We start from the raw sequence: 19,853 nt of genomic DNA on the forward strand, positions 1-19,853 counted from the left end.
GTACCCCCGGTCCGTACCGACCCTCGGGACTGCCCAGATGACGCAACCGCCCCACGGCCAGGTACCGCCTCGCGGAACCGTTCAGCCGCCGCCGGTGCCGGATGCGCGACCGGACCTCCCGTGGCTGGGCCGCCCGCACACGGTGGCCGCCCCGAAACGCCGCTCGCCCGCCGCCGTCATCGGCGTGTGCCTGGGCGCGGTGGCCGTGCTGGTGCTCGGGCTCGTCGCGATCGTGGCGCTCAACCGCGGCGAAACCCCGCTGGCGAACACGAACTACCGCGACGCGCCGTCGTCCCAGGACGTCCCTTCGCAGTTGCCGCCCGGCGGCGCGGGCGCCCCGGCTTCGGCGTCGAGCCCCTCGACCGAGCCGTCGACGCCCAGCGCGACCGGCCCGCAGAAGATCCTCAAGCTCGCCGACCACCCGATCCTGCAGGACCCGAACGCCGGGCTGCAGAACCGCGTCTGCACCCTCCCGGTCTGGCAGAGCACGCAGGACGGCGCGGAGGCGTTCTTCACCGCGGCCAGCAAGTGCCTCGACGCGGCGTGGGGCCCGTTCCTCGAGGCCTACCACCTGCCGTTCACGCCGCCGGCGCTGCACTTCCCGACCGGCGCGAGCTTCGAGACCGAGTGCGGCACCATCCAGGTCGGCATCGCGACCGCCGCGTACTACTGCGAAAACAACCTGTACGTCCCGTTCCGCGGGCTGCAGACCGACCAGTACGGCAACAACCCCGGCGTCTACCTGGCCCTGTTCGCCCACGAGTACGGCCACCACGTCCAGGAGGTCGCCGGCCTGATGGACGCGGCCTGGCAGAAGATCTACGAGGCGGGTCAGAACAGCCCGGCCGGGCTGGAGATGTCGCGGCGCAAGGAGCTGCAGGCCCAGTGCTTCTCGGGCATGTTCCTCGGCGCGCACGTCGACCAGGGCGGCACGATCAGCCGCGACATGTACAACAAGGCCTGGAACGACCAGGAAACCCGCGGCGACAACACCTCCCGCAGCCACGACCACGGGACGAACGCGCACTACGCGTCCTGGTGGCGGGCGGGCGCGACGAGCAACCGGATCGCCGACTGCAACACCTTCGCGGCGCCGTCGTCCGAGGTCAGCTAGCGGGCTTCGGCCGCAGCGGGATGCTCAGCCACAGGTAGACGAACATCCCGCCGGAGAAGCAGGCGAACACCAGCAGCGCGAGCCCGATCGGCCGCCGCGCGTCCTGCGCGCCGGCGGAGGTGTCCGCGGCCCGGACGGTGACCGTGCCCTGGTCCGGCAGCGGTTCCGGCACGCCGACCTCGACGCGCTCGCCCTGGCCGTGCCCGCAGCCGTTGAGCGTGCCCTCGTGCGTCTTCCCGGCGATGGTGAACTTGACGGTCTCCACGGCGTTCGGGTTGTCGCACGGCGCGGGCTTCGTGACCTCGGCCTGCACGGGAGCGCCGAGGTCGTCGTTGGTGATCCCGAGCAGCCCCGGCCCGGCGAGCCAGGCGAGCAGCACGACGAGCACGCCCGCCGCGGCGGGGATCGCCACCGTGGGCCACTTCAGGGCGAGGGATCGCGGGGGCACCCGGCCATGGTTCCAGATCCCGCGGTCAAAACCCAGGCGCCCTGGTCGGGGCTACCGCGCCCCAATGTGGCCTTCGGTGCGTTGAATAGGCACTGCGGCGCGAAGCGCCTCCGTTGAGGGCGGCGGTGGGGGCATGGGAGGAGCAACCAAGGCCGCCTTCGGTGCGTCAGACGCAACCAAGGCCACCTTGGGGCGCACCGGGCTACCGCTGCTCGATCTTCTCCGCCGGGGTCACCTTCCTGACGTAGAGCAGCTTGTCGCCGGGCTCGATGGCGTCGGCCTGCGGCGCGTCCACGCGGTACAGGACGCCGTCGCGGACCACGCCGAGCACGATGTCCGGCAGGTGCCGCGGCGACCCGCCCTCCTCCGACGGCTCGACCGGCCGCTCGGCGATCGCCAGCCCCGACTCCGGGGTCAGCAGGTCCTCCATGATGTCGACGACCAGCGGCGTCGACGTCGCCATCCCGAGCAGCCGCCCGGCCGTCTCGCTGGACACGACGACCTGGTTGGCCCCGGACTGCTTGAGCAGGTGGACGTTCTCCGCCTCCCGCACCGACGCCACGATGTGCGCCTTGGGCGCCAGCTCGCGGGCGGTGAGCGTGACGAGCACGGCCGTGTCGTCCCGGTTCGGGGCGACGACGACCGCGCGGGCGTGCTGCACCGCGGCGACGCGCAGGACGTCGGCCCGGGTGGCCGAGCCGTGCACGGCGACGAGGCCGAGCGCGCTGGCCGCGTCGAGGGCCTGCTGGTCGGTGTCCACGACGACGATCTGGCCTGGGGCGACGTTCTCGTCGCCGAGCAGCGCGTTGACGGCGGACCGGCCCTTGGTGCCGAACCCGACGACGACCGTGTGGTCGCGCACCTTCGTCCTCCACTTCTGGATCTTGAACGCCTGCCGGGAGCGCTCGGTGAGCACCTCCAGGGTGGTCCCGACGAGGACGATGAGGAAGAGCACCCGCAGCGGCGTGATGACCAGGACGTTGACCAGCCGCGCGGACGACGTGGCGGGCGCGATGTCGCCGTAGCCCGTGGTCGACAGCGAGACGGTGGCGTAGTAGAGGCTGTCCAGCAGGGACAGCCCGTCGCCGTTGGCGTCGCGGTAGCCGTCGCGGTCGACGTAGACGATGATCACCGTGGCCAGCAGCGCGAGCATCGCGCCGATGATCCGCTTGACGATCGAGCGGAGCGGGCTGACGGTCAGCTCCGGCATCCGCAGGATTCCGACGAGCTCGTGGTCCGGCCGGTCGGTGAGACTGCCCAGCGGCAGCCGCTTCAGTGCCTTCATGCACCCGCTCCCGGGTGTCCGGCGTCACTCACGCCCGGAGGATAGCCGAACCGGGTGATCGGCCGCCGCGTGAAACGATGAGTTCACGGCCACCTCACACGGGCCCGCCACCGCTGGACCGGTCGCCGCCGCAGCGGGCTGAAGGGGACCTTCCTCGCATCTGACGCGCTGAAGGGCGCCTTCCTCGCATCTGGTGCACTGAAAGCGCCCTTCAGCGCATCACGCCTCCGGGATGTCGCGCAGCAGGCGCCGCAGGCCTTCCGCGTCCAGCAGGTCGGCCGGGCGGACCGTGTGGTTCGCCCGGACGTAGTGGAACGCCGCCCGGACCCGCTCCACCGGGACGTTCTTCAACGCGGCCCACGCCATCCGGTACGCCGCCAGCTGGACCGCCAGCGCCGGGAGCCGCGACTCCGGTGGGACCGCGCCGGTCTTCCAGTCGACCACCGTCCAGCCGCCGTCGGGGTCGGCGAACACCGCGTCCATCCGGCCCCGCAGCGTGATGCCCTCGACGTCGGCGGAGAAGGTGACTTCGACCGCCTCCGGGACCCGCGTCGCCCACTCGCTTTCCTCGAACGCCTCCCGCAGCTCCTCGAAGTCCGCGTCCGGTGCCTCGCCGAAGTCGGCCGCGCCCGGGAGGTCGTCGATCTCGATGAGCTGGTCGCCCGCGAACCGGCGTTCCAGCCAGCCGTGGAACTCCGTGCCGCGGCGGGCGAAGCTGTTGGGCTCCACCGGAAGCGGGCGACGCAGGTCGCTCGCGAGCCGCGCGCTGTCCTCGGCCAGGGCGACCAGCTGGCTCACCGTGAGCCGGGACGGCAGCGGGACCAGCTTGACGTGGTCGTCCTTGCGCGCCCACTCCTCCAGCAGGACGTCGGTGTCGGTGCGCCAGCCGTCTTCGTCGGCTTCCTCTTCCTCGTCCGCCTCGTCCGAATTGGACAGTGCCTCGAAGACGAGGTCGACCCCGCCCTGCACGCCGGTGCGGCGGTCGGCGAGGGGGTCCACCGGCCACTTGGACGTCCGCGAGTCCGAGACGAGCGGGTTCTCGTCCTCCTTCTGCGGTTCCGGTGCCCATTCGGCGAGCTGCCCGACGCCGGTCTCGCGCAGGACGTCGGCGATCTCGGTGAGGAACTCCGACGGCCCCTTGGCGCGGCTGCTGCTTTCGTTCCACCAGTACCCGGAGACGATCAGCGCGTGCTCGGACCGCGTCAGCGCGACGTAGCAGAGCCGCCGTTCCTCGGCCTGTTCCCGTTCGACGAACCCGGCTTCGTGCAGTTCCAGTCCTTCTTGGACTTCCTTGCGGTCGTAGCCGTCGGCGATCCGCAGTTCCGGCAAGTCTTCGGCGTCGCCGCGCAACGCGGCGGGCAGCGACGTCGCGGTCCGCAGCCACGACGACGACCGCCGCCGTCCCGGGAAGACCTCGTGCACCAGGTGCGGGACGGCGACGACTTCCCACTCGAGGCCCTTCGCCGAGTGCACGGTCAGCACCTGCACCCGGTCCGGCACGACCTCGACCTCGCCGGGGGTGAGCCCGTCTTCGGCGTGCGCGGCGGTGTTCAGGTAGTCCACAAAGGACAGCAGGGTGGCAGTCGGCGCCGTCTCGGCGTAGTCGGTGACGACCTCGGCGAACGCGTCGAGGTGCGCGCGCCCGGCGGATCCGGGGCGAGCCAGGGACTCGACGTCGAGCAGCATGGTGCGTTCGACGTCGGCGACCAGCTCGGGCAGCGACTGGTCGAGCCGCCGCCGCAACGCCGACAGCTCCCGGCCGATGCGCCGGATGCGCTGGTAGCCCTCCTCGGAGTACCGCGCGGGATCGCCCGGCTCGTCGATGGCGTCGATCAGCCCGGCCTGCTCGACGCGCTCGGCGACCAGCTCGGGTTCGGCCGAGGCCTTCTCGGGGCTGGAAAGTTCCCCGGCCCGCCGCCACAGCGCGGCGACGTCGGCGGCCGCGAGCCGCCAGCGCGCGCCGGTGAGCAGCCGGGCCGCGGCGCTGCCGGAGAGCGGGTCGGCCAGCACCTTGAGCGTCGAGACGAGGTCCGCGACCTCGGGTTCGTCGAGCAGCCCGCCGAGCCCGACGACCTCGACGGGCAACCCGCGAGCGCGCAGTTCGGCGGCGATGGGGGCCATGTCGGCCCGCCGCCGCACGAGCACGGCGGCGGTCGGCGGCTTCCCGGTTTCCTCCCGGACGGCGTGCCACCGCCGCGCGACGGCGTCGGCGACCCACTCCCGTTCGGCGCGGATGTCGGGCAGCAACGCGCACGCGATGTCCGCGGGCGGGGCGCCTTCGCGCGCCCGCAGCCGTTCGACGCCGAGACCGCGGGCCCGCAGCGGTTCGGCGATGGCGTTGGCGAGGTCGAGGATTTCGGGCGGGTTGCGGAAGCTCGTCAGGAGCCCGAATTCGTTCGCGGGGACGAGCCGTTCGCCGTCGTGGCGCGGGAAGTCCGTGGTGAAGCGGGGCAGGTTGGCGGCGCTGGCCCCGCGCCACCCGTAGATGGCCTGCGCGGGGTCCCCGACGGCCGTGACCGGCATGGGCTGGTTCTCGACGCCGCCGAAGAGGGCGCGGAGCAGGACGCGCTGGGCGTGCCCGGTGTCCTGGTACTCGTCGAGCAGGACGGCGCCGAAGCGTTCACGCTCCCCGCGCACGACCGACGGGTACCCGCTGGCCAGCTGCGCGGCGAGGGACATCTGGTCGGCGAAGTCGAGGGCGCCTTCGTTCCGCTTGCGCCGGTGGTACTCCTCGACGAGCGGCAGCAGCGCGAGCCGGAAGTGCTGCGCGGCCATGATTTCGGTCAGCTTCTGCGGCAGGGCGGCGCGTTGCCCCTTGGCGCGCGGGGCGTTTTCGATGACGCGGCACATCCACGTCGTGTACTCGGCGAGCTGTTCGGTGGAGATGAGGTGCTCGCCGAGTTCCCCGGCGAGGGCGAGCAGATCCGCGGTGACGGTCGGCGGCACGCGGTCGGTGTCGAGCTCGTTGTCCCAAGTGGACACCACCCGGTGCGCGATCTGCCACGACGACGTCTCGGACAGCAGCCGGACGCCGGGTTGCACCGGCAGCCGGAGGCCGTGTTCGGAGAGCAGGCGCCCGGCGTAGGCGTGGTAGGTGAGGACGGTCGGTTCGCCCGCGACGACGGTGGCTCGCAGGCCGCCGGTCGGGTCGAGGCGGTCGAGCAGTCCCGACCCGGCGAGGCGTCGCAGCCGCGCGCGGACGCGTTCGCCGAGCTGGCGGGCGGCCTTGCGGGTGAAGGTGAGGCCGAGGACGCGGTCGGGGCTGACGATGCCGTTCGCGACGAGCCAGACCACGCGCGCGGCCATGGTCTCGGTCTTGCCCGCGCCCGCCCCCGCGACGACGAGCGAAGGTTCCACCGGCGCGGCGATGACCGTGGCCTGCTCGGGAGTCGGCCGGTGCAGTCCGAGGGCATCGGCGAGTTCGGCGGGCTCGACGGGGTTCGCGATGAGCAGCGGACTCACGAGCCCACCCCAACCCCGGCACTTTCACGTGAAAGTGCCGCGCCACGGCCGGAGGCCGAGCTTTCACGTGAAAGCTCGGTGGTGGTCGGGTCGGTCACGGGCCCGGCACCTGCCTGCCCTCGGGCCGCAGCGGGCAGCACCCGCGCGCCGGGCATCGGTCGCAGTCGGGGTTCTCCTGCGCCTGGTAGTCCGGTCCGGCGGCGGACGCGGCCGCGTCGCGGACCAGGTCCAGCCACTGCTTCCCGCCGACCTCGTCCAGCGGCGGCTGGGACCGCTCGGTCGACCCGGTCTTGGCGTTGGCCTTGGCGACGTAGACCAGCCGGGCCCCGCCGGGCTCGTTGCTGCCCTTGATCGCCCCGAGCAGCACCGCGAGCTGGTAGGCGGCCAGCTGCGGGTGCACCTCGGCGTCCGCCCCGGAGACGGGCACCTTCCCGGTCTTGATGTCGACGACCACGGGCCGCCCGTCGGCGTCCAGCTCGACGCGGTCGACCCGGCCCCGCAGCAGCACCCGGACCTCGTCCGCGCCCCCGGCGGGCAGCTCGACCTCGATGTCCTGCTCGACCCCGGCTTCCTTCAGCTCGGCCCGGCTGCGCTCCAGCCAGGTGACGAAGTTCCGCAGCATCTGCTCGACCCGCCGGCGCTCCCGCCGGGAGAACCACGGCGCCCCGGCGTCGACCCGGACCCAGGCCTCGTCCAGCGCCGCCTGCAGCTCGGCGTCGGTCCGGCCGGAAGCCACAGCCTGCGCGAGCCCGTGCACGAGCGTCCCCGTCACGGCCGCGAGCTGGGCCGGGTCGCTGCCGCCGTGCCGCTCGATCATCCACCGCAACGGGCACTTGGTCAGGATTTCCACTGTGGACGGTGAGATCCGGATCAGGTCACCTGGCGGGTGCACCGGCACGTCGGTCGACGCGGGCAGCAAGCCGTACCACGTCGACGGGTGCGCGCCCGGCACCTTCGCCTCGGCCAGCCGGGCCAGCTGCTTGGCCGCCCGCCGGCGGCGCGACGGCTCGGCCTTGTCGTCGCAGACGACCTCGCGCAGCTCCCCGACCAGCTCGGCCAGCACCAGCGACCGGCCCGGCGGCTTCATCCGCGAGTCGAGCCCGCCGTCGTCGGCGCCGTTCTCCTCGAGGTCGTCGAGGAACCGCGACGGCTGCTCGTCCTCCCCCGACACCGCCGTCACCAGCAACGTCCGCTTCGCCCGGCTCATCGCGACGTAGAACAGGCGCCGTTCCTCGGCGAGGATCGGGGCCGTCTGGGAGACGGCGTCGTCGTCGACCCCGGCCATCAGGTCCTTGAGCCGCTCCACGCCGAGCACCGAGCCGCGCAGCCGCAGGTCCGGCCACGCCCCCTCCTGGACCCCGGCGACGGCGACGACCGTCCACTCGCGACCGGCGGCGGCGTGCGCGGTGAGCAGCGAAACCCCGTCGGACGGGACGGCGGCCGGGGCCAGCGTGTCACCCGCGATCCGTTGCGCGCCGAGGTAATCCGCGAAGGACGCGACGCTCGCGCGCGGCAGCCGGTCGACATAGCGACCGGCCGCGTCGAACAACGCCACGACGGCGTCGAGGTCGCGGTCGGCCTGCGCGCCCAGCGACCCGCCGCGCTCGACCTGGTTCAGCAGCTTCTCCTGCAGCCCGCTTTCGCGCCACAGCTGCCACAGCACCTGCTCGACGCCGTCGCCGCGCGCCACGGCCTGGTGCGTCACCCGCAGCAACGCGCCGACGCGCCGCACCGGCTCGGCCTCGGCGTCGGCCAGCCCGGCGAGGATGTCGCCGCCGCGCAACGCTTCCACGAGCAGCTCGTCGCTCGAGCGCTGCCCGCCGCCGGCCAGCTCGAGGCGTCGCAAGCCGCGCCGCAACCGGCGCAGCGCCAGCGGGTCCGCGCCGCCGAGCGCGGACGACAGCAGCATTTCGGCGAGGTCGACGTCGAGCAGTTCCGGCGACGGCGCCAGCTTCAAGACGGCCAGCAGCGGCCGCACCGCGGGCTGGCGGGCCAGCGGCAGCTCCTCGGTCGCCGAGCCGATCGGGACCCCCGCCGCGCGCAACGCCCGTTGCAGCACCAGGAAAGTCCGCGCGGGCGACCGGACGAGCACCGCGATCTCCGACCACGGCACGCCGTCGACGAGGTGCGCGCGCCGGAGCTGGTCGGCGATCCAGCTCGCCTCGGCGGCCGGGGTCGGCATCACGCGGACCCGCACGTTCCCGCCCGTGGCGCCCTGGGGCGGGAGGATCTTGCGGTGCGGCGACGCGCCCGGCAGCGTCGCGCCGATCTTCGCCACGGCCAGCCGCACGGCCGGGGCCAGCCGGTGCGACGTCGTGAGCGTGACGGTCCGGCTGCCGTCCGGGTCGGCGTCGGCGAACAGGCTCGCGTCGGCGCCGCGGAACGAATAGACGTTCTGGTCGGGGTCGCCGGCGACGACGAACTCGGCCGCCGTGTGCCCGATCATCCGGACCAGGCTGGTCTGCAGCGGGTCGAGGTGGTGGGCGTCGTCGACGAACAGGTGCCGCACGCGGGTGCGTTCGCGTTCGCGCAGCTCGTCGTCGTCCTCCAGGGCGAGCAGCGCCGACGTGACCAGCTCGGCGGCGTCCAGCGCGGGCGCGCTCGCGACGCCCAGCGCGTTGCCGCCCGCGCCCTGCAGCTGCGTGACTTCTTCGTACTGCGCCCAGAAGTGCCCGGCCGCGACCCACTCCTCGCGCCCGCGGCGGCGGCCCAGTTCGGCGAGGTCCGCCGGGCCGAGCCCGCGCTCGGCGGCGCGCATCAGCAGGTCGCGCAGCTCCTCGGCGAACCCGGGCACCATCAAGGCGGGCCGCAGCTGCTCGGGCCAGTACTCGGCGCCTTCGTCGAGGTCACCGGCCAGCAGCTCGCGGACGACGACGTCCTGTTCGGCGCCGGCGAGCAGCCGCGGCGGCGGAGCTCTTCGGCCATCGCCTCGAGCCGCAGCAGCGAGTAGGCGTACGAGTGGACGGTCCGCACGAGCGGCTCGCGGACGGTCCGGGGCAGCGGCCGCGCCAGCTCGGGGTCGGCGGTGAGGCGGCGGGTGATGTCGGCCCGCAGCGCGTCCGCGGCCTTGCGGGACGTGGTGAGCACGAGCACGTTCTCCGGGTCGGCGCCTTCGGCGATGCGCCGGGTCGCGGCCGAGGCCAGCAACGCCGTCTTGCCCGTGCCGGGGCCGCCGAGCACGCGGCGGAACCCGCCGGGTGCGGAGAGCAGCCGCCGCGCGCCTTCGTCCCAGGTGAACGCGGGTGTGGCGGCGATCGGCGTGCGCACCAGCCGCGCGTCCGCCTGCGCCGTTCGCCTCCTGTTCACCCCGCGATGGAACCACGCCGGGTCCCCCGGGTGTCGCACCGGCACGGCTTGGCGGGGGTGCGGTCGGCGAAGGGCCCCGGCGGTGCGGCGGGCGGGCACCGGAAGTGTCGTACCCGTGCGGCACAGTGGGGGCATGGACGACGTTCTGCACGAGCGCGTGCGGGAGATCATCGAGTCGGTGCCGGCCGGCACGGTCGCGACGTACGGCGACATCGCGGCGCTCGCCGGCGCGCCTTCGCCGCGGATGGTCGGCGCGATCCTCGCCGAGGACGGGCACGACCTGCCGTGGCACCGGATCCTGCGCGCGAACGGCACCCCGGCGCCGCACCTGGTCCACGACCAGCTGGAGCGGCTGCGCGCGGAGGGCGTGCTGGCCGACGGCCAGCGCGTCGACCTGCGGAAGTACCGGTGGAAACCGGAAGGTGACGAGGAGGGCCTGTTCTGACCTCTGACTTTTAGGTTAGCCTCGCCTAATGACGACGCAGGTGGAGCGCCCCGCATTGACGTACCACCGGGCGCGGGTGACCGCGGTCCGGCCGCTGACGCCGCACATGGTGCGCGTGACGTTCGGCGGGGAGACTTTCCGCGACGTGCCGCCCGGGGCGCCCGACCAGTACGTCAAGGTGTTCTTCCCGCAGGCGGGACAGCCCGAGCCGGTGCTGCCGGAAACGGGCTCCGACGTGATGTCGTGGTACCGCACGTACTTGGCGATGTCGGACGACGTCCGCCCGCCGATGCGCACGTACACGCTGCGGGCGCACCGCCCGGAGTCGGCGGAGATCGACGTGGACTTCGTCCTGCACGGCGACGAAGGCCCGGCGTCGGCGTGGGCGTCGCGGGTGACGCCGGGCGACCGGGTGGCGTTCCTGGGCCCGCACGGGCTGTACGACGTGCCGCCGGGAAGCGACTGGCAGCTGCTGGTGGGCGACGAGACGGCGTTGCCCGCGATCGGCGCGATCGTCGAGCGGCTCCCGCCGGGCACGCGGGCGTCGGTGTTCGTGGAGCTGGCGGACCGCGCGGACCGGCAGTCGTTCGAGACGCTGGGCGCGGTGGAGATCCACTGGATCCTGCGCGGCTCACGTCCGCTGGGCGAGGCGCTGCTGGAGGCGGTGCGCGGAGCGGCGTTCCCGGGCGGGAGGCCGTACGCGTGGGTGTCGGGCGAGGCGGGCGTGGTGAAGCAGGTGCGGCGGCACCTGGTGCGCGAGCGCGAAGTCGACAAGCGGCTGATCTGCTTCACGGGGTACTGGCGGCGCGGGCTGAGCGAGGAGGCCGCGGGGCGGGAAGCGGTCCGGGCCGCGGAGGCGGGCGAGCTCCCGAACGACGACTGACCAGCTTCAAGCGCCCCAATGTGGCCTTGGTTGCGTCTGACGCACCCAAGGCGGCCTTCGTTGCGTCTGACGCACCGAAGGCCACATTGGGGCGCTACGGCCGCCCGCCGCCAAGCTCCGTGACCAGCAGCTTCACCAGCGCCCCCAGCCTTTGACGCTCCGGCTGCACCGTCTCGACCCCCGCGGCTTCCAGCGGCGCCGCCGTCACCGGGCCGACGCACGCCACCACCAGCGGCCCCCGCATCGCCGCCAGCAGCTCGTCGTACCGGCCGTAGGACCGCGCCAGCGCCAGGAAGTTCGCCGCCGCCGGGGCGCTCGTGAACGCCAGCGCGCCCAGTTCGCCCGCCACCGAGGCGTCGATCAGCTGGTGCACCGGCGTGACGTCCGGCGGCGAAAACCACCGGTACGGCTGTAGCTCCACCAGTGACGCCCCCGCCTCGACGAGCGGTGCCGTGTGCTCCGGCAGCGGCGTCCCGTGTAGCTGGACCGCGACCCGCGCGCCGTCCACGTCGGCCGAAGCCAACGCCCCGAACAGCTCCGCGTTGGTCTCCGAAGCGGCCGAAAAGGACTCCCGCAGCCCGGCGCCCCGCACCGCGCCGACCGCCTTCGGGCCGCGGGCGTAGATCCGGGACGCTCCCAGCGCCGTCACGAGCCGGTCGCGCAGGCCCCACTCCGAAGCCGCGTCGAGCCAGCCTCGGAAGCCCGCGCCCGTCGTCACCACCGTGAAGTCGATCGGCGAAGCCAGCAGCGCCTGCGTGCCCGCCTTCAGCTCGGGGTCGCTGTCGAGGGGGACGATGGTGATCGTCGGCGCGTGGCGGACGTCGGCGCCGTGCCGTTCGAGGGCTCCGATGAACTCCTCCGCCCGGCGTTCGGCCGTGACGCCGATGGCGATCCCGCTCAGCTCACCCATAGAACGCGCCCATCTCCTCGATCGCTGCCGCCAGCTCCGCGCGCAGGTCCGCCGGTGCGAGGACCTCCAGGTGCGGCCCGAAGCGCAGCAGCTCGCCGATGGCCGGTTCACCCGGCTCCACCGGCAGCTCCACGGTGAGCCAGCCGTCCGCGTCGGGATCGTTGCGGCACTCGCGCAGTGCACGAGCGCCCACGGAACCTGCGTAGAACGGTACGAGAGCCTGCGCCCGCGGCGACAGGCGCACCACCGCGACGCGCGGGAACATCCGGCGTTCGAACTGCTCGGACCACTCCTGCCAGTACCGCGCGAGGTCGAACCCGGCGGGCCGCTCGAACACCTCGCCGAGGTCCTGCAGCTCAAGCACGCGCGAGATCCGGTACGTCCGGTCGGTGCCGTCGCAGCGCGCGGCGAGGTACCAGTTGCCCGCCTTCAGGATCAGGCCCAGCGGCTCGACCTCGCGGTCGACGACGCGCTGGCCCCACCGTTCGTAGCGGATCCGGATCCGGTGTGACGACCACACGGCGTCGGCGACCGCGGACAGCGTCGGCAGGCTTTCGATGCCGCGGTGCCAGCCGGGGACGTCCAGGTAGAACCGCTCGGCGACGCGGCCGGCGCGGTCGCGCAGCTCGGCGGGCAGCGCCGCGTACAGCTTGAGCTGGGCGGCCGCGAGGACCGTGCCGAGGCCCAGCTCGGCCGCGGCGACGGGCAGCCCGGCCAGCGACAGCGACTGGGCCTCCTCTTCGGTCATCCCGGTGAGCCGGGTGCGGTAGCCGTCGACCAGCCGGTAGCCGCCGGTCCGCCCGCGGTCGGCGTACACCGGGACGCCGGACGCCGAGAGCGCGTCGATGTCGCGGTAGACCGTGCGCACCGAGACCTCGAGCTCTTCGGCCAGCTCCTCGGCCGTCATCCGGCCGCGGTTCTGCAGCAGCAGGAGGACGGACAGGAGACGGCTGGCGCGCATGAAATCCAGTTTTGCAGAAATACCTGACACAAGCTGACAGGTAAAGCGGGCAAGGTGGTCCCCATGAACGCATTCACCACCAAGAACTGGGAAGAAAAGGTCGTCAGCGGGACCGAAGGCGGTCCTCGCGTGGCTCACGCTCGCGCCACGATGGCGTACCAAGGGGTCATCGAAGGTGAGTCGAGCTGCGACCTTCTGCTGTACTACGCGGGCGAGGGTTACGACAGCGGGCAGACGACGTCGCCGAGCTTCGAGCGCTTCGAGGGCAAGGTGGACGGTCGCGAAGGGACGTTCATCGTGCGCCACGAGTACACGTTCGACGCCAAGGGCATCGCTTCGACGTTCACCGTCGTGCCCGGCTCGGGCACCGGCGAGCTGACCGGGCTGACCGGGACCGGCACGTCCGGGGGCGCGCTGGGCGAGGACCAGCTGGGCTACACGTTCGAGTACGCGCTGTAGGAGTCGCTCGTGGACCGCCGTCAGGTACTCGCCTACCGCATCGCCGAGCACGGGCTGCACCGCTCGGCGGCCGACGTCGCCGACCTCGCCGTGGTGCGGGCCGGGCTCCAGGACAGCATGCGCGACACCGCGCTGCTGGCCCTGGTGGCCCGGCTCGACGGCGAAGTGTCGCTGGACGACGACCGGCTCGTGCTGGCCTGGACGTTGCGCGGCGCACCGCACTACCACCTGCGCGCGGACCTGCCGGAGGCGATCCGCGCGCTGATCCCGCTGGACGACGCCGACGCGCTGGCCCGGATGCTGTGGCAGCGCAAGGAAGTGGCGGTGACGGGCAAGGGCGCGTCGGAGGTGGTGTTCACGGCGGCGGCGGCGTTGCGCGCGGTGGTGACCGAGCCGATGACGAAGGGCGCGGCGAGCACGGCGGTGACGAAGAAGGTGCCGGACTCGTTCTCGCGCTGGTGCCGGGGGTGCAACGCGACGCACATCCACGAGCAGCTGATGCGCATCGCGGCCCCGCTGGGCGGCGTCCGCCTGGTGGCGGGGGCATCCCCGGCGACGCTGGCACCGCTGGAGGGCCGCGGCCGCCTCCGCAAGTCCCCGGACCCGGCGGCGGCGACGGCGGTGGTCGAGCGGTACTTGCGCCTGAACGGCCCGGCGTCCCCCGGCGACGCGGCGGAGTTCGCGGGCACGGCCCGCGCGGTCGTGGACCGGACGTGGCCGGCGGACCTGGCCGAGGTGAAGGTCGACGGTAAGGTCCGGTACCTGCCGTCGGACCGTCTCGCGGCGTTGGAGAACCCACCGGAGCCGGAGGTGGTGCGGCTGCTGCCACCGTGGGACCCGTTCATCCAGGCGCGGGACAAGGCATTGCTGGTCCCGGATCCGGCGCGCCGCAAGGAGGTCTGGAAGATGCTGGGCAACCCGGGGGTGCTGATCGCCGACGGCGATATCGCGGGCACATGGCGCACGAAGAGCAGCGGCGCGAAGCTGGCGTTCACGATGACGGTGTTCGACCCGCTCCGCCCGGCGGTCCGCGAGGAAGCGGAAGCCGAGGCGGCCCGGGTCGCGGCGGCGCGGGGGTTCGGAAAGCACACCGTCACCTGGGTCGGCTGACCCGGGCCGGTCAGAACACGACGCGAGCCGCCAGCAGCGCCTCCACCGCGGCGGGGTCGCCCTCGAGGTGCGGCTCCCCCGGCCGCCCGGAGAGGTGCCACAGGTAGTCGATCGCGCTGGTCCGCACCCGTGCGACGGGCTCGCCGTCGCCGAGCCGCCACTGTCCGTCCGGCTCCGTGAGCTCCAGGACCAGCGGCGGACCCGTCCACTCCTGCGCGAGGTCGCGCACAACCTGTGCGACGACGCCGTCGTCGCCTCCGCGGAACGGGCGGCCGGTGGCGCGCGCGATCTCCAGCCGGTGCATCCAGGTGTCGCGATTGGACAGCACATCCATGACGTACGCGAGCTTCCGGCTCGACGAGCGGCTCGCCGGGGAAGTACCGTTCGCTCGGCTGCCGCCGGATGAACCCCGGCGTGCGCCGCCGCATCCGGACCGCACGCGGGCCGACCCGCGCGAGCCGCGTTCGAAGCTCCACATCGGACAGTGGCGAGAAGGTGGCCACCTGCAACGCGTTGTGCGCGTCCAAAGCGGACAGTCCAGGAAACCGCCGCCGGGCGGCGCGGATTCGGCCACCGATCGTCCACGGCCGCGCCGTCTCGAGGTGCTGGCCGAGGAGGTGGGCGACGACCTCGTGCACAGTCCAGCCGCAGGCGGTCGGCTGTCGCCAGTCGCTGTCGTCGAGCGAGCTGAGGAGGTCGTCGAGCGCGGTCAGCTCCGCGAGGCCGCCGCAGGCGACTTCTTCGCGGTCCGGGCGCGGGATGGTCAGAGCGTGGGTGGTCCGGGTCTGGTGCATGGCTCCCCTCCCGGGGTGAAGTGCCGGACGAACATGGCGAAGGCCTGCGGCAGCAGCGAGCTGAAGCGGCCTTCTTCGTAGGTGGCGCCGGGTTCGTTGGCCAGTTGCTGGGTGACGGTCCCGGAAACCACGATCGAAACCAGGGCGACACCGGCGTCGGAATCGGCGGCGGGGTCGAGCTTCCCCGCCGCGACGGCGTCCCGCAGGGTTCCCCGCACCAGCTCGACCATTTCGACGCTGGGCCCGAAGGCTTCGGGCGAAGGAGCGAACTCGGGCACGGGCCGCCAGGCGACGAGCTGGGCGTGCACGGGGAAGGTCATGGCAAGCCGCCCGAGCGCCTCGACGGCGGCGGTGAGGGCGGGCAGCCCGGGCGGGCTCCCCTTCACCGCCCGGGCCACCACATCTCGCTGCTGTTCCGCGCCCTCCCGGAACAGCTCGTCGTACACGGCGTTGAGCGAGGCGAAATGCTTGTAGAGCGAGGGCTGCCGAATGCCCACGCGCCGCGCCACCTCGGAGAGGCTGAGTCCGGCGACGCCCCGCTCCCGCATGACGTCGACGGCGGTGTCGAGGATCTCCCGCCGCGTGTCCGCCCGGCGGCGTCGTTGGGGTCCGCGCGTCTCGTCCACCGGGTCACTCCAGGCTATGAGCTCTAGCTTGGGCTATAGGTTATTCCCCTCATGGGGCGGCGGCAAGACGCGGTCGCCCGGATGGAGCAAGCCCGGCGGCTCAGGCGTCCACGGCCAGCCGGTACCCCCGCTTGACCACCGTCTGCACCACCTTCCCGCCCCCCAGTGAAGTCCGCAGCCGCCCGATGGCGGTCTCCACCGCGTGCTCCTCCCCGCCCCCAGGCAACGCCGAGATCAACTCACGCCGCGAAACCACCCGCCCCGGCGAGGCCGCCAAAGCCCGCAGCAACGCCATCGGTGCCGGGGCCACCTCCCGCCACTCACCGTCCACAATGGCCGCTTGCCCGCGCAGCTCGATCGACCGTCCCCCGGCCCGCAACCGCGGCGAGCGGGCCACCAGCGTCTCCGACACCGTCCGTGCCAACGCCCCGATCCGGGCCCGCTGCGGCTGGACCGTCGGCACCCCCAGCGCCGCCAACGGTCCAGCCGTGATGGGCCCGACGCACGCCGCCACCACCGGCCCGGACAACGCCGACACCAGCCCCGGCAACCGGCCCGTCCGGCGCGCCAACGCGATCAACGACGCCGCCGCCGGGGCGCTCGTGAACGGCAACGCGTGGATCGATCCGTCCAGCACCCCGTCGAGCAACCGGTCCACCGGGCCCGGGTCGACCGGACTCACCCACCGGTACACCGAAATCTCGATGACCTCGGCACCCGCGTCGCGCAACGCGTCCACGAAATACGGCAACGGCTCGCCGTGCAGCTGGACCGCGATCCGCATCCCCGAAACGCCCGACGCCAGCAGGTGCTGCAACAACTCCGCGTTGCTCTCCGACGTCGGCGAGTACGACTCCGAAAGGCCAGCCGCGCGAAGAGCGCCCGTCACCTTCGGGCCGCGCGCCAGCAGCGAAGCCGACGAAAGCCGCGAGAGCAGGGAATCGCCGAGGCCCCAGCCCTCGGCCGCCTCGAGCCAGCCGCGGAAGCCGATGCCCGTGGTCGCCACCACCGCGTCCACCGGGGACGACAACAGCCTCGTCGTCGCCGCGTGCAGCTCCGTGTCGTCCGTCAGCGGCACGATGCGGATCGCCGGCCCGTAGCGGACGCTCGCCCCCTTGCGCACCAGCAGCGCGCCGAGCTCGTCCGCCCGGCGCGCCGCGGTGATGCCGACCACGAAACCGGCCAGTGGGAGCACATCGCTCACGGGCTCTCCACTTCGACCACGCCCTCTCGCACGCGCACCTCGAACACCGGCACCGAAACGTCCGGCGCGTCCAGGCACTGTCCACTGTCGAGGGCGAACCGTTCCTTGTAGACCGGCGACGCCACCACCGGGACGCCACCGGCGTCGCCCACGATGCCGCGGGACAGCACCGCCGCTCCGCTGCACGGGTCCCAATTGGACAGTGCGTAGAACCGGTCGCCCGGCAGCCGGAAGATCGCCACCTGCACGCCGCCGTCCAGGAGCGCGGCCACCCCCGCGTACTCCGGCACCGCGCCGGCGGCGCAGACCGCCGTCCAGGTTCGTTCGATCGACGTCGTCATCGGCGCACCTCCGGGACACCCAGCATCACGGGCACTTTCTGCTCCCGCTCCGACCGGAACGAGATCGCCGGGTCGGGCGTGCCCGGCGCGTTGACGAAGGACGTGAACCGGGCCAGCTTCTCCGGGTCCTCCAGGACGCCCTTCCACTCGTCGGCGTAGTTGTCGACGTGCTTGGCCATCGCCGCGTCGAGGTCCTCGCAGATGCCGAGCGAGTCGTCGACGATCACCGCGCGCAGGTGGTCGAGGCCGCCCTCCATCTCCTCGATCCACGGCGCCGTCCGCTGCAGCCGGTCGGCCGTGCGCACGTAGAACATCAGGAACCGGTCGATCGTGCGGATCAGCGTCTCGGTGTCCACATCGGACACCAGCAGGTCAGCGTGCCGCGGGGCGGTGCCGCCGTTGCCGCCGACGTAGAGGTTCCAGCCGTTCTCCGTCGCGATGATGCCGAAGTCCTTGCTGCGCGCCTCGGCGCACTCCCGCGCGCAGCCCGAGACCGCCGACTTGAGCTTGTGCGGCGACCGCAGCCCGCGGTAACGCAGCTCCAGCTCGATCGCCAGCCCGACGCTGTCCTGCACGCCGTAGCGGCACCACGTCGACCCGACACACGACTTGACCGTGCGCAACGCCTTGCCGTACGCGTGCCCGGACTCGAACCCGGCGTCCACCAGCCGCCGCCAGATCAGCGGCAGCTGGTCCACCGTGGCCCCGAACAGGTCGATCCGCTGGCCGCCGGTGATCTTGGTGTACAGCCCGAAGTCGCGGGCCACCTCGCCGATCACGATCAGCTTGTCCGGCGTGATCTCGCCGCCCGGGATCCGCGGGACGACGGAGTACGTGCCGTTGCGCTGCAGGTTCGCCAGGTACCGGTCGTTGGTGTCCTGCAACGTCATCTGCTCGCCGCCGAGCACGTGCCCGTTGCCCAGCGTGGCCAGGATCGACGCCACCGCGGGCTTGCAGATCGCGCAGCCGCTGCCCGAGCCGTAGCGGCTGATCAGCTCGCTGAACGTCGTGATCCGCGTGGCCTGGACGATCTCGAACAGCTCGGCGCGCGACTGCGGGAAGTGCTCGCAGACGGCCTTCGACTGCTCGACGCCGGCGGCGCTGAGCAGCTTGCTCAGCAGCGGGACGCACGACCCGCAGGCCGTGCCCGCGCGGGTGCACGCCTTCAGCTTCGGGACGGTGTCGCAGCCCTCTTCGTGGATGGCGTTGGTGATCGCGCCCTTGGACACCGCGTTGCACGAGCAGATCTGTGCCGTGTCCGGCAGCGCGTCGACGCCGACCGCCGCGCCGCCGCCCGCCGGGGCGAGGATCGCGCCCGGCTCGGCCGGGAGCGGACGGCCGACCAGCGCGCGCAGCGTGTTGTACTCGGTCGCGTCGCCGACCAGCACCCCGCCCAGGAGCGTCTTGCCGTCGTCGGTGACCACGAGCTTCTTGTACGTCCCGGCGACCGCGTCGTTGACAGCGACTTCCAACGCGCCTTCAGTCGCCGCGTGCGCGTCGCCGAAGGAAGCGACGTCGACGCCCATCAGCTTCAGCTTCGTGGACGTGTCCGGCTCCGGGAACTCCCCGGCGCCGCCGGTCAGCTGGGCCGCGACGATCTCCGCCATCGCGTAGCCGGGCGCCACGATGCCGTACACGCGACCGTCGACCGCGGCGCACTCACCGATCGCGTAGATCGCCGGGTCGCTGGTCCGGCACGACAAGTCCGTCAGGACGCCGCCGCGCGGGCCGACGTCCAAACCGGACCGGCGGGCGAGGTCGTCGCGCGGCCGGACACCCGCGGAGAACACGACGAGGTCGACGTCGAGCTCGGTGCCGTTGCCCAGCTTGGCCAGCAGCCGCGAGCCGTCGGCCTCGATGGCGTCGGTCGACGTTCCCGTGTGGACGGTCACGTCGAGGTTCGTGATGAGCCGCCGCAGCAGCGAGCCGCCGCCCTCGTCGACCTGCAGCGGCATCAGCCGCGGCGCCATCTCGACGACGTGCGGGGAGAGTCCCATGTCCCGCAACGCCTTCGCGGCCTCCAGGCCGAGGAGGCCACCGCCGATGACGACGGCCGACCGGCGGCCGCGGCCCGGCTTGTCGATCGCCGCCGCGCGGATCGCGTCGAGGTCTTCGATGGTCCGGTAGACGAAGCAGCCGGGCAGGTCGTGGCCGGGCACCGGCGGCACGAACGGCCGCGAGCCGGTCGCCAGGACCAGGGCGTCGTAGGCGACGACGGCACCGGACGCCGTGGTGACCGTCTTCGCGGCCCGGTCCACTGAAACCGCCAGCTCCCCGAGCCGGAGATCCACAAAGGAGTCATCCGCGTAGTCGGACCCGGGCAGGGCGAGCGACGCGGGGTCCCAGGTGTCCACGTAGGACGTGAGCGCCACCCGGTCGTACGCCGGGCGCGGCTCCTCGGACAGGACGACGATGTGCCAAGTGCCGGAAGGGTCTTCCGCGCGCACCGCCTCCACGAGCCGGTGGGCGACCATGCCGTGTCCGGCGACGACCAAGGTGGGCATG

Annotated in this window: 15 protein-coding genes and 2 pseudogenes; 5 read left to right on the plus strand and 12 right to left on the minus strand. The window is 72.9% G+C overall.

Annotated elements, in window-relative coordinates; genetic code table 11:
- Positions 1–94 precede the first annotated feature (94 nt).
- On the plus strand, positions 95–1,114 hold the full coding sequence (locus tag QP939_RS06850) for a neutral zinc metallopeptidase (RefSeq protein ID WP_285455718.1): 1,020 nt from the start codon (positions 95–97) through the stop codon (positions 1,112–1,114).
- Here the strand turns inward: QP939_RS06850 and QP939_RS06855 are convergent.
- The 4 genes and pseudogenes from QP939_RS06855 to QP939_RS06870 form a co-directional block, all read right to left on the minus strand.
- Positions 1,107–1,526 (minus strand): P-loop NTPase family protein, encoded by a 420-nt coding sequence (locus tag QP939_RS06855; RefSeq protein WP_285459680.1) that lies wholly within the window; start codon positions 1,524–1,526, stop codon positions 1,107–1,109. The two genes, QP939_RS06850 and QP939_RS06855, sit on opposite strands and share 8 nt — an antisense overlap.
- A gap of 238 nt (positions 1,527–1,764) precedes the next feature.
- On the minus strand, positions 1,765–2,847 hold the full coding sequence (locus tag QP939_RS06860; protein WP_285455719.1) for a potassium channel family protein: 1,083 nt from the start codon (positions 2,845–2,847) through the stop codon (positions 1,765–1,767).
- 219 nt (positions 2,848–3,066) lie between these two features.
- Positions 3,067–6,309, minus strand: a complete 3,243-nt coding sequence (locus QP939_RS06865; protein WP_285455720.1) for an ATP-dependent helicase — start codon at positions 6,307–6,309, stop codon at positions 3,067–3,069.
- A 94-nt stretch (positions 6,310–6,403) separates the two neighbouring features.
- A pseudogene (locus tag QP939_RS06870) lies at positions 6,404–9,576 on the minus strand (ATP-dependent helicase).
- Between the two features lie 172 nt (positions 9,577–9,748).
- Here QP939_RS06870 and QP939_RS06875 point away from each other — a divergent pair.
- A complete protein-coding gene (locus tag QP939_RS06875; RefSeq protein WP_285455721.1) occupies positions 9,749–10,060 on the plus strand; it encodes an MGMT family protein in 312 nt (103 codons plus the stop codon).
- 28 nt (positions 10,061–10,088) lie between these two features.
- Positions 10,089–10,943, plus strand: a complete 855-nt coding sequence (locus tag QP939_RS06880) for a siderophore-interacting protein (RefSeq protein ID WP_285455722.1) — start codon at positions 10,089–10,091, stop codon at positions 10,941–10,943.
- A gap of 94 nt (positions 10,944–11,037) precedes the next feature.
- On the opposite strand, the gene QP939_RS06885 is transcribed toward QP939_RS06880, so the two are convergent.
- Positions 11,038–11,853 (minus strand): uroporphyrinogen-III synthase, encoded by an 816-nt coding sequence (locus tag QP939_RS06885; protein ID WP_285455724.1) that lies wholly within the window; start codon positions 11,851–11,853, stop codon positions 11,038–11,040.
- A complete protein-coding gene (locus tag QP939_RS06890) occupies positions 11,846–12,814 on the minus strand; it encodes a helix-turn-helix transcriptional regulator (RefSeq protein WP_285455725.1) in 969 nt (322 codons plus the stop codon). The genes QP939_RS06885 and QP939_RS06890 overlap by 8 nt, the downstream gene beginning before the upstream one ends.
- Before the next feature lie 63 nt (positions 12,815–12,877).
- On the opposite strand from QP939_RS06890, the gene QP939_RS06895 reads away from it, so the two are divergent.
- Entirely contained in the window at positions 12,878–13,273 is a 396-nt protein-coding gene (locus tag QP939_RS06895; protein ID WP_285455726.1) for a DUF3224 domain-containing protein, read from the plus strand.
- Between the two features lie 9 nt (positions 13,274–13,282).
- Positions 13,283–14,383 carry a DNA glycosylase AlkZ-like family protein gene (locus QP939_RS06900; protein WP_285455727.1) on the plus strand — a complete coding sequence of 367 codons (1,101 nt, stop codon included), beginning with the start codon at positions 13,283–13,285 and terminating at the stop codon, positions 14,381–14,383.
- A gap of 10 nt (positions 14,384–14,393) precedes the next feature.
- On the opposite strand, the gene QP939_RS06905 is transcribed toward QP939_RS06900, so the two are convergent.
- From QP939_RS06905 to nirB, 6 genes and pseudogenes are all read right to left on the minus strand, one after another.
- Complete coding sequence (locus tag QP939_RS06905; RefSeq protein ID WP_285455729.1) at positions 14,394–14,717, minus strand: maleylpyruvate isomerase mycothiol-dependent enzyme family protein; 324 nt, start codon at positions 14,715–14,717, stop codon at positions 14,394–14,396.
- Between the two features lie 91 nt (positions 14,718–14,808).
- Positions 14,809–15,177, minus strand: a pseudogene (locus QP939_RS06910) (maleylpyruvate isomerase N-terminal domain-containing protein); the annotation flags it as partial.
- Positions 15,147–15,803: a TetR/AcrR family transcriptional regulator gene (locus QP939_RS06915; protein WP_285455730.1), complete on the minus strand. Its 657-nt coding sequence runs from the start codon at positions 15,801–15,803 to the stop codon at positions 15,147–15,149. The gene QP939_RS06915 and the pseudogene QP939_RS06910, both read right to left, overlap by 31 nt.
- A 100-nt stretch (positions 15,804–15,903) precedes the next feature.
- Positions 15,904–17,007 (minus strand): uroporphyrinogen-III synthase, encoded by a 1,104-nt coding sequence (locus QP939_RS06920; RefSeq protein WP_285455731.1) that lies wholly within the window; start codon positions 17,005–17,007, stop codon positions 15,904–15,906.
- Positions 17,004–17,348, minus strand: a complete 345-nt coding sequence (gene nirD, locus QP939_RS06925; RefSeq protein ID WP_285455732.1) for a nitrite reductase small subunit NirD — start codon at positions 17,346–17,348, stop codon at positions 17,004–17,006. Before nirD ends, QP939_RS06920 begins: the two co-directional genes overlap by 4 nt.
- Positions 17,345–19,852, minus strand: a complete 2,508-nt coding sequence (nirB, locus tag QP939_RS06930) for a nitrite reductase large subunit NirB (RefSeq protein WP_285455733.1) — start codon at positions 19,850–19,852, stop codon at positions 17,345–17,347. The genes nirD and nirB overlap by 4 nt, the downstream gene beginning before the upstream one ends.
- Between the last annotated feature and the right edge of the window lies 1 nt (position 19,853).

This window comes from Amycolatopsis nalaikhensis (assembly GCF_030264295.1).
Taxonomy (GTDB): domain Bacteria; phylum Actinomycetota; class Actinomycetes; order Mycobacteriales; family Pseudonocardiaceae; genus Amycolatopsis; species Amycolatopsis nalaikhensis.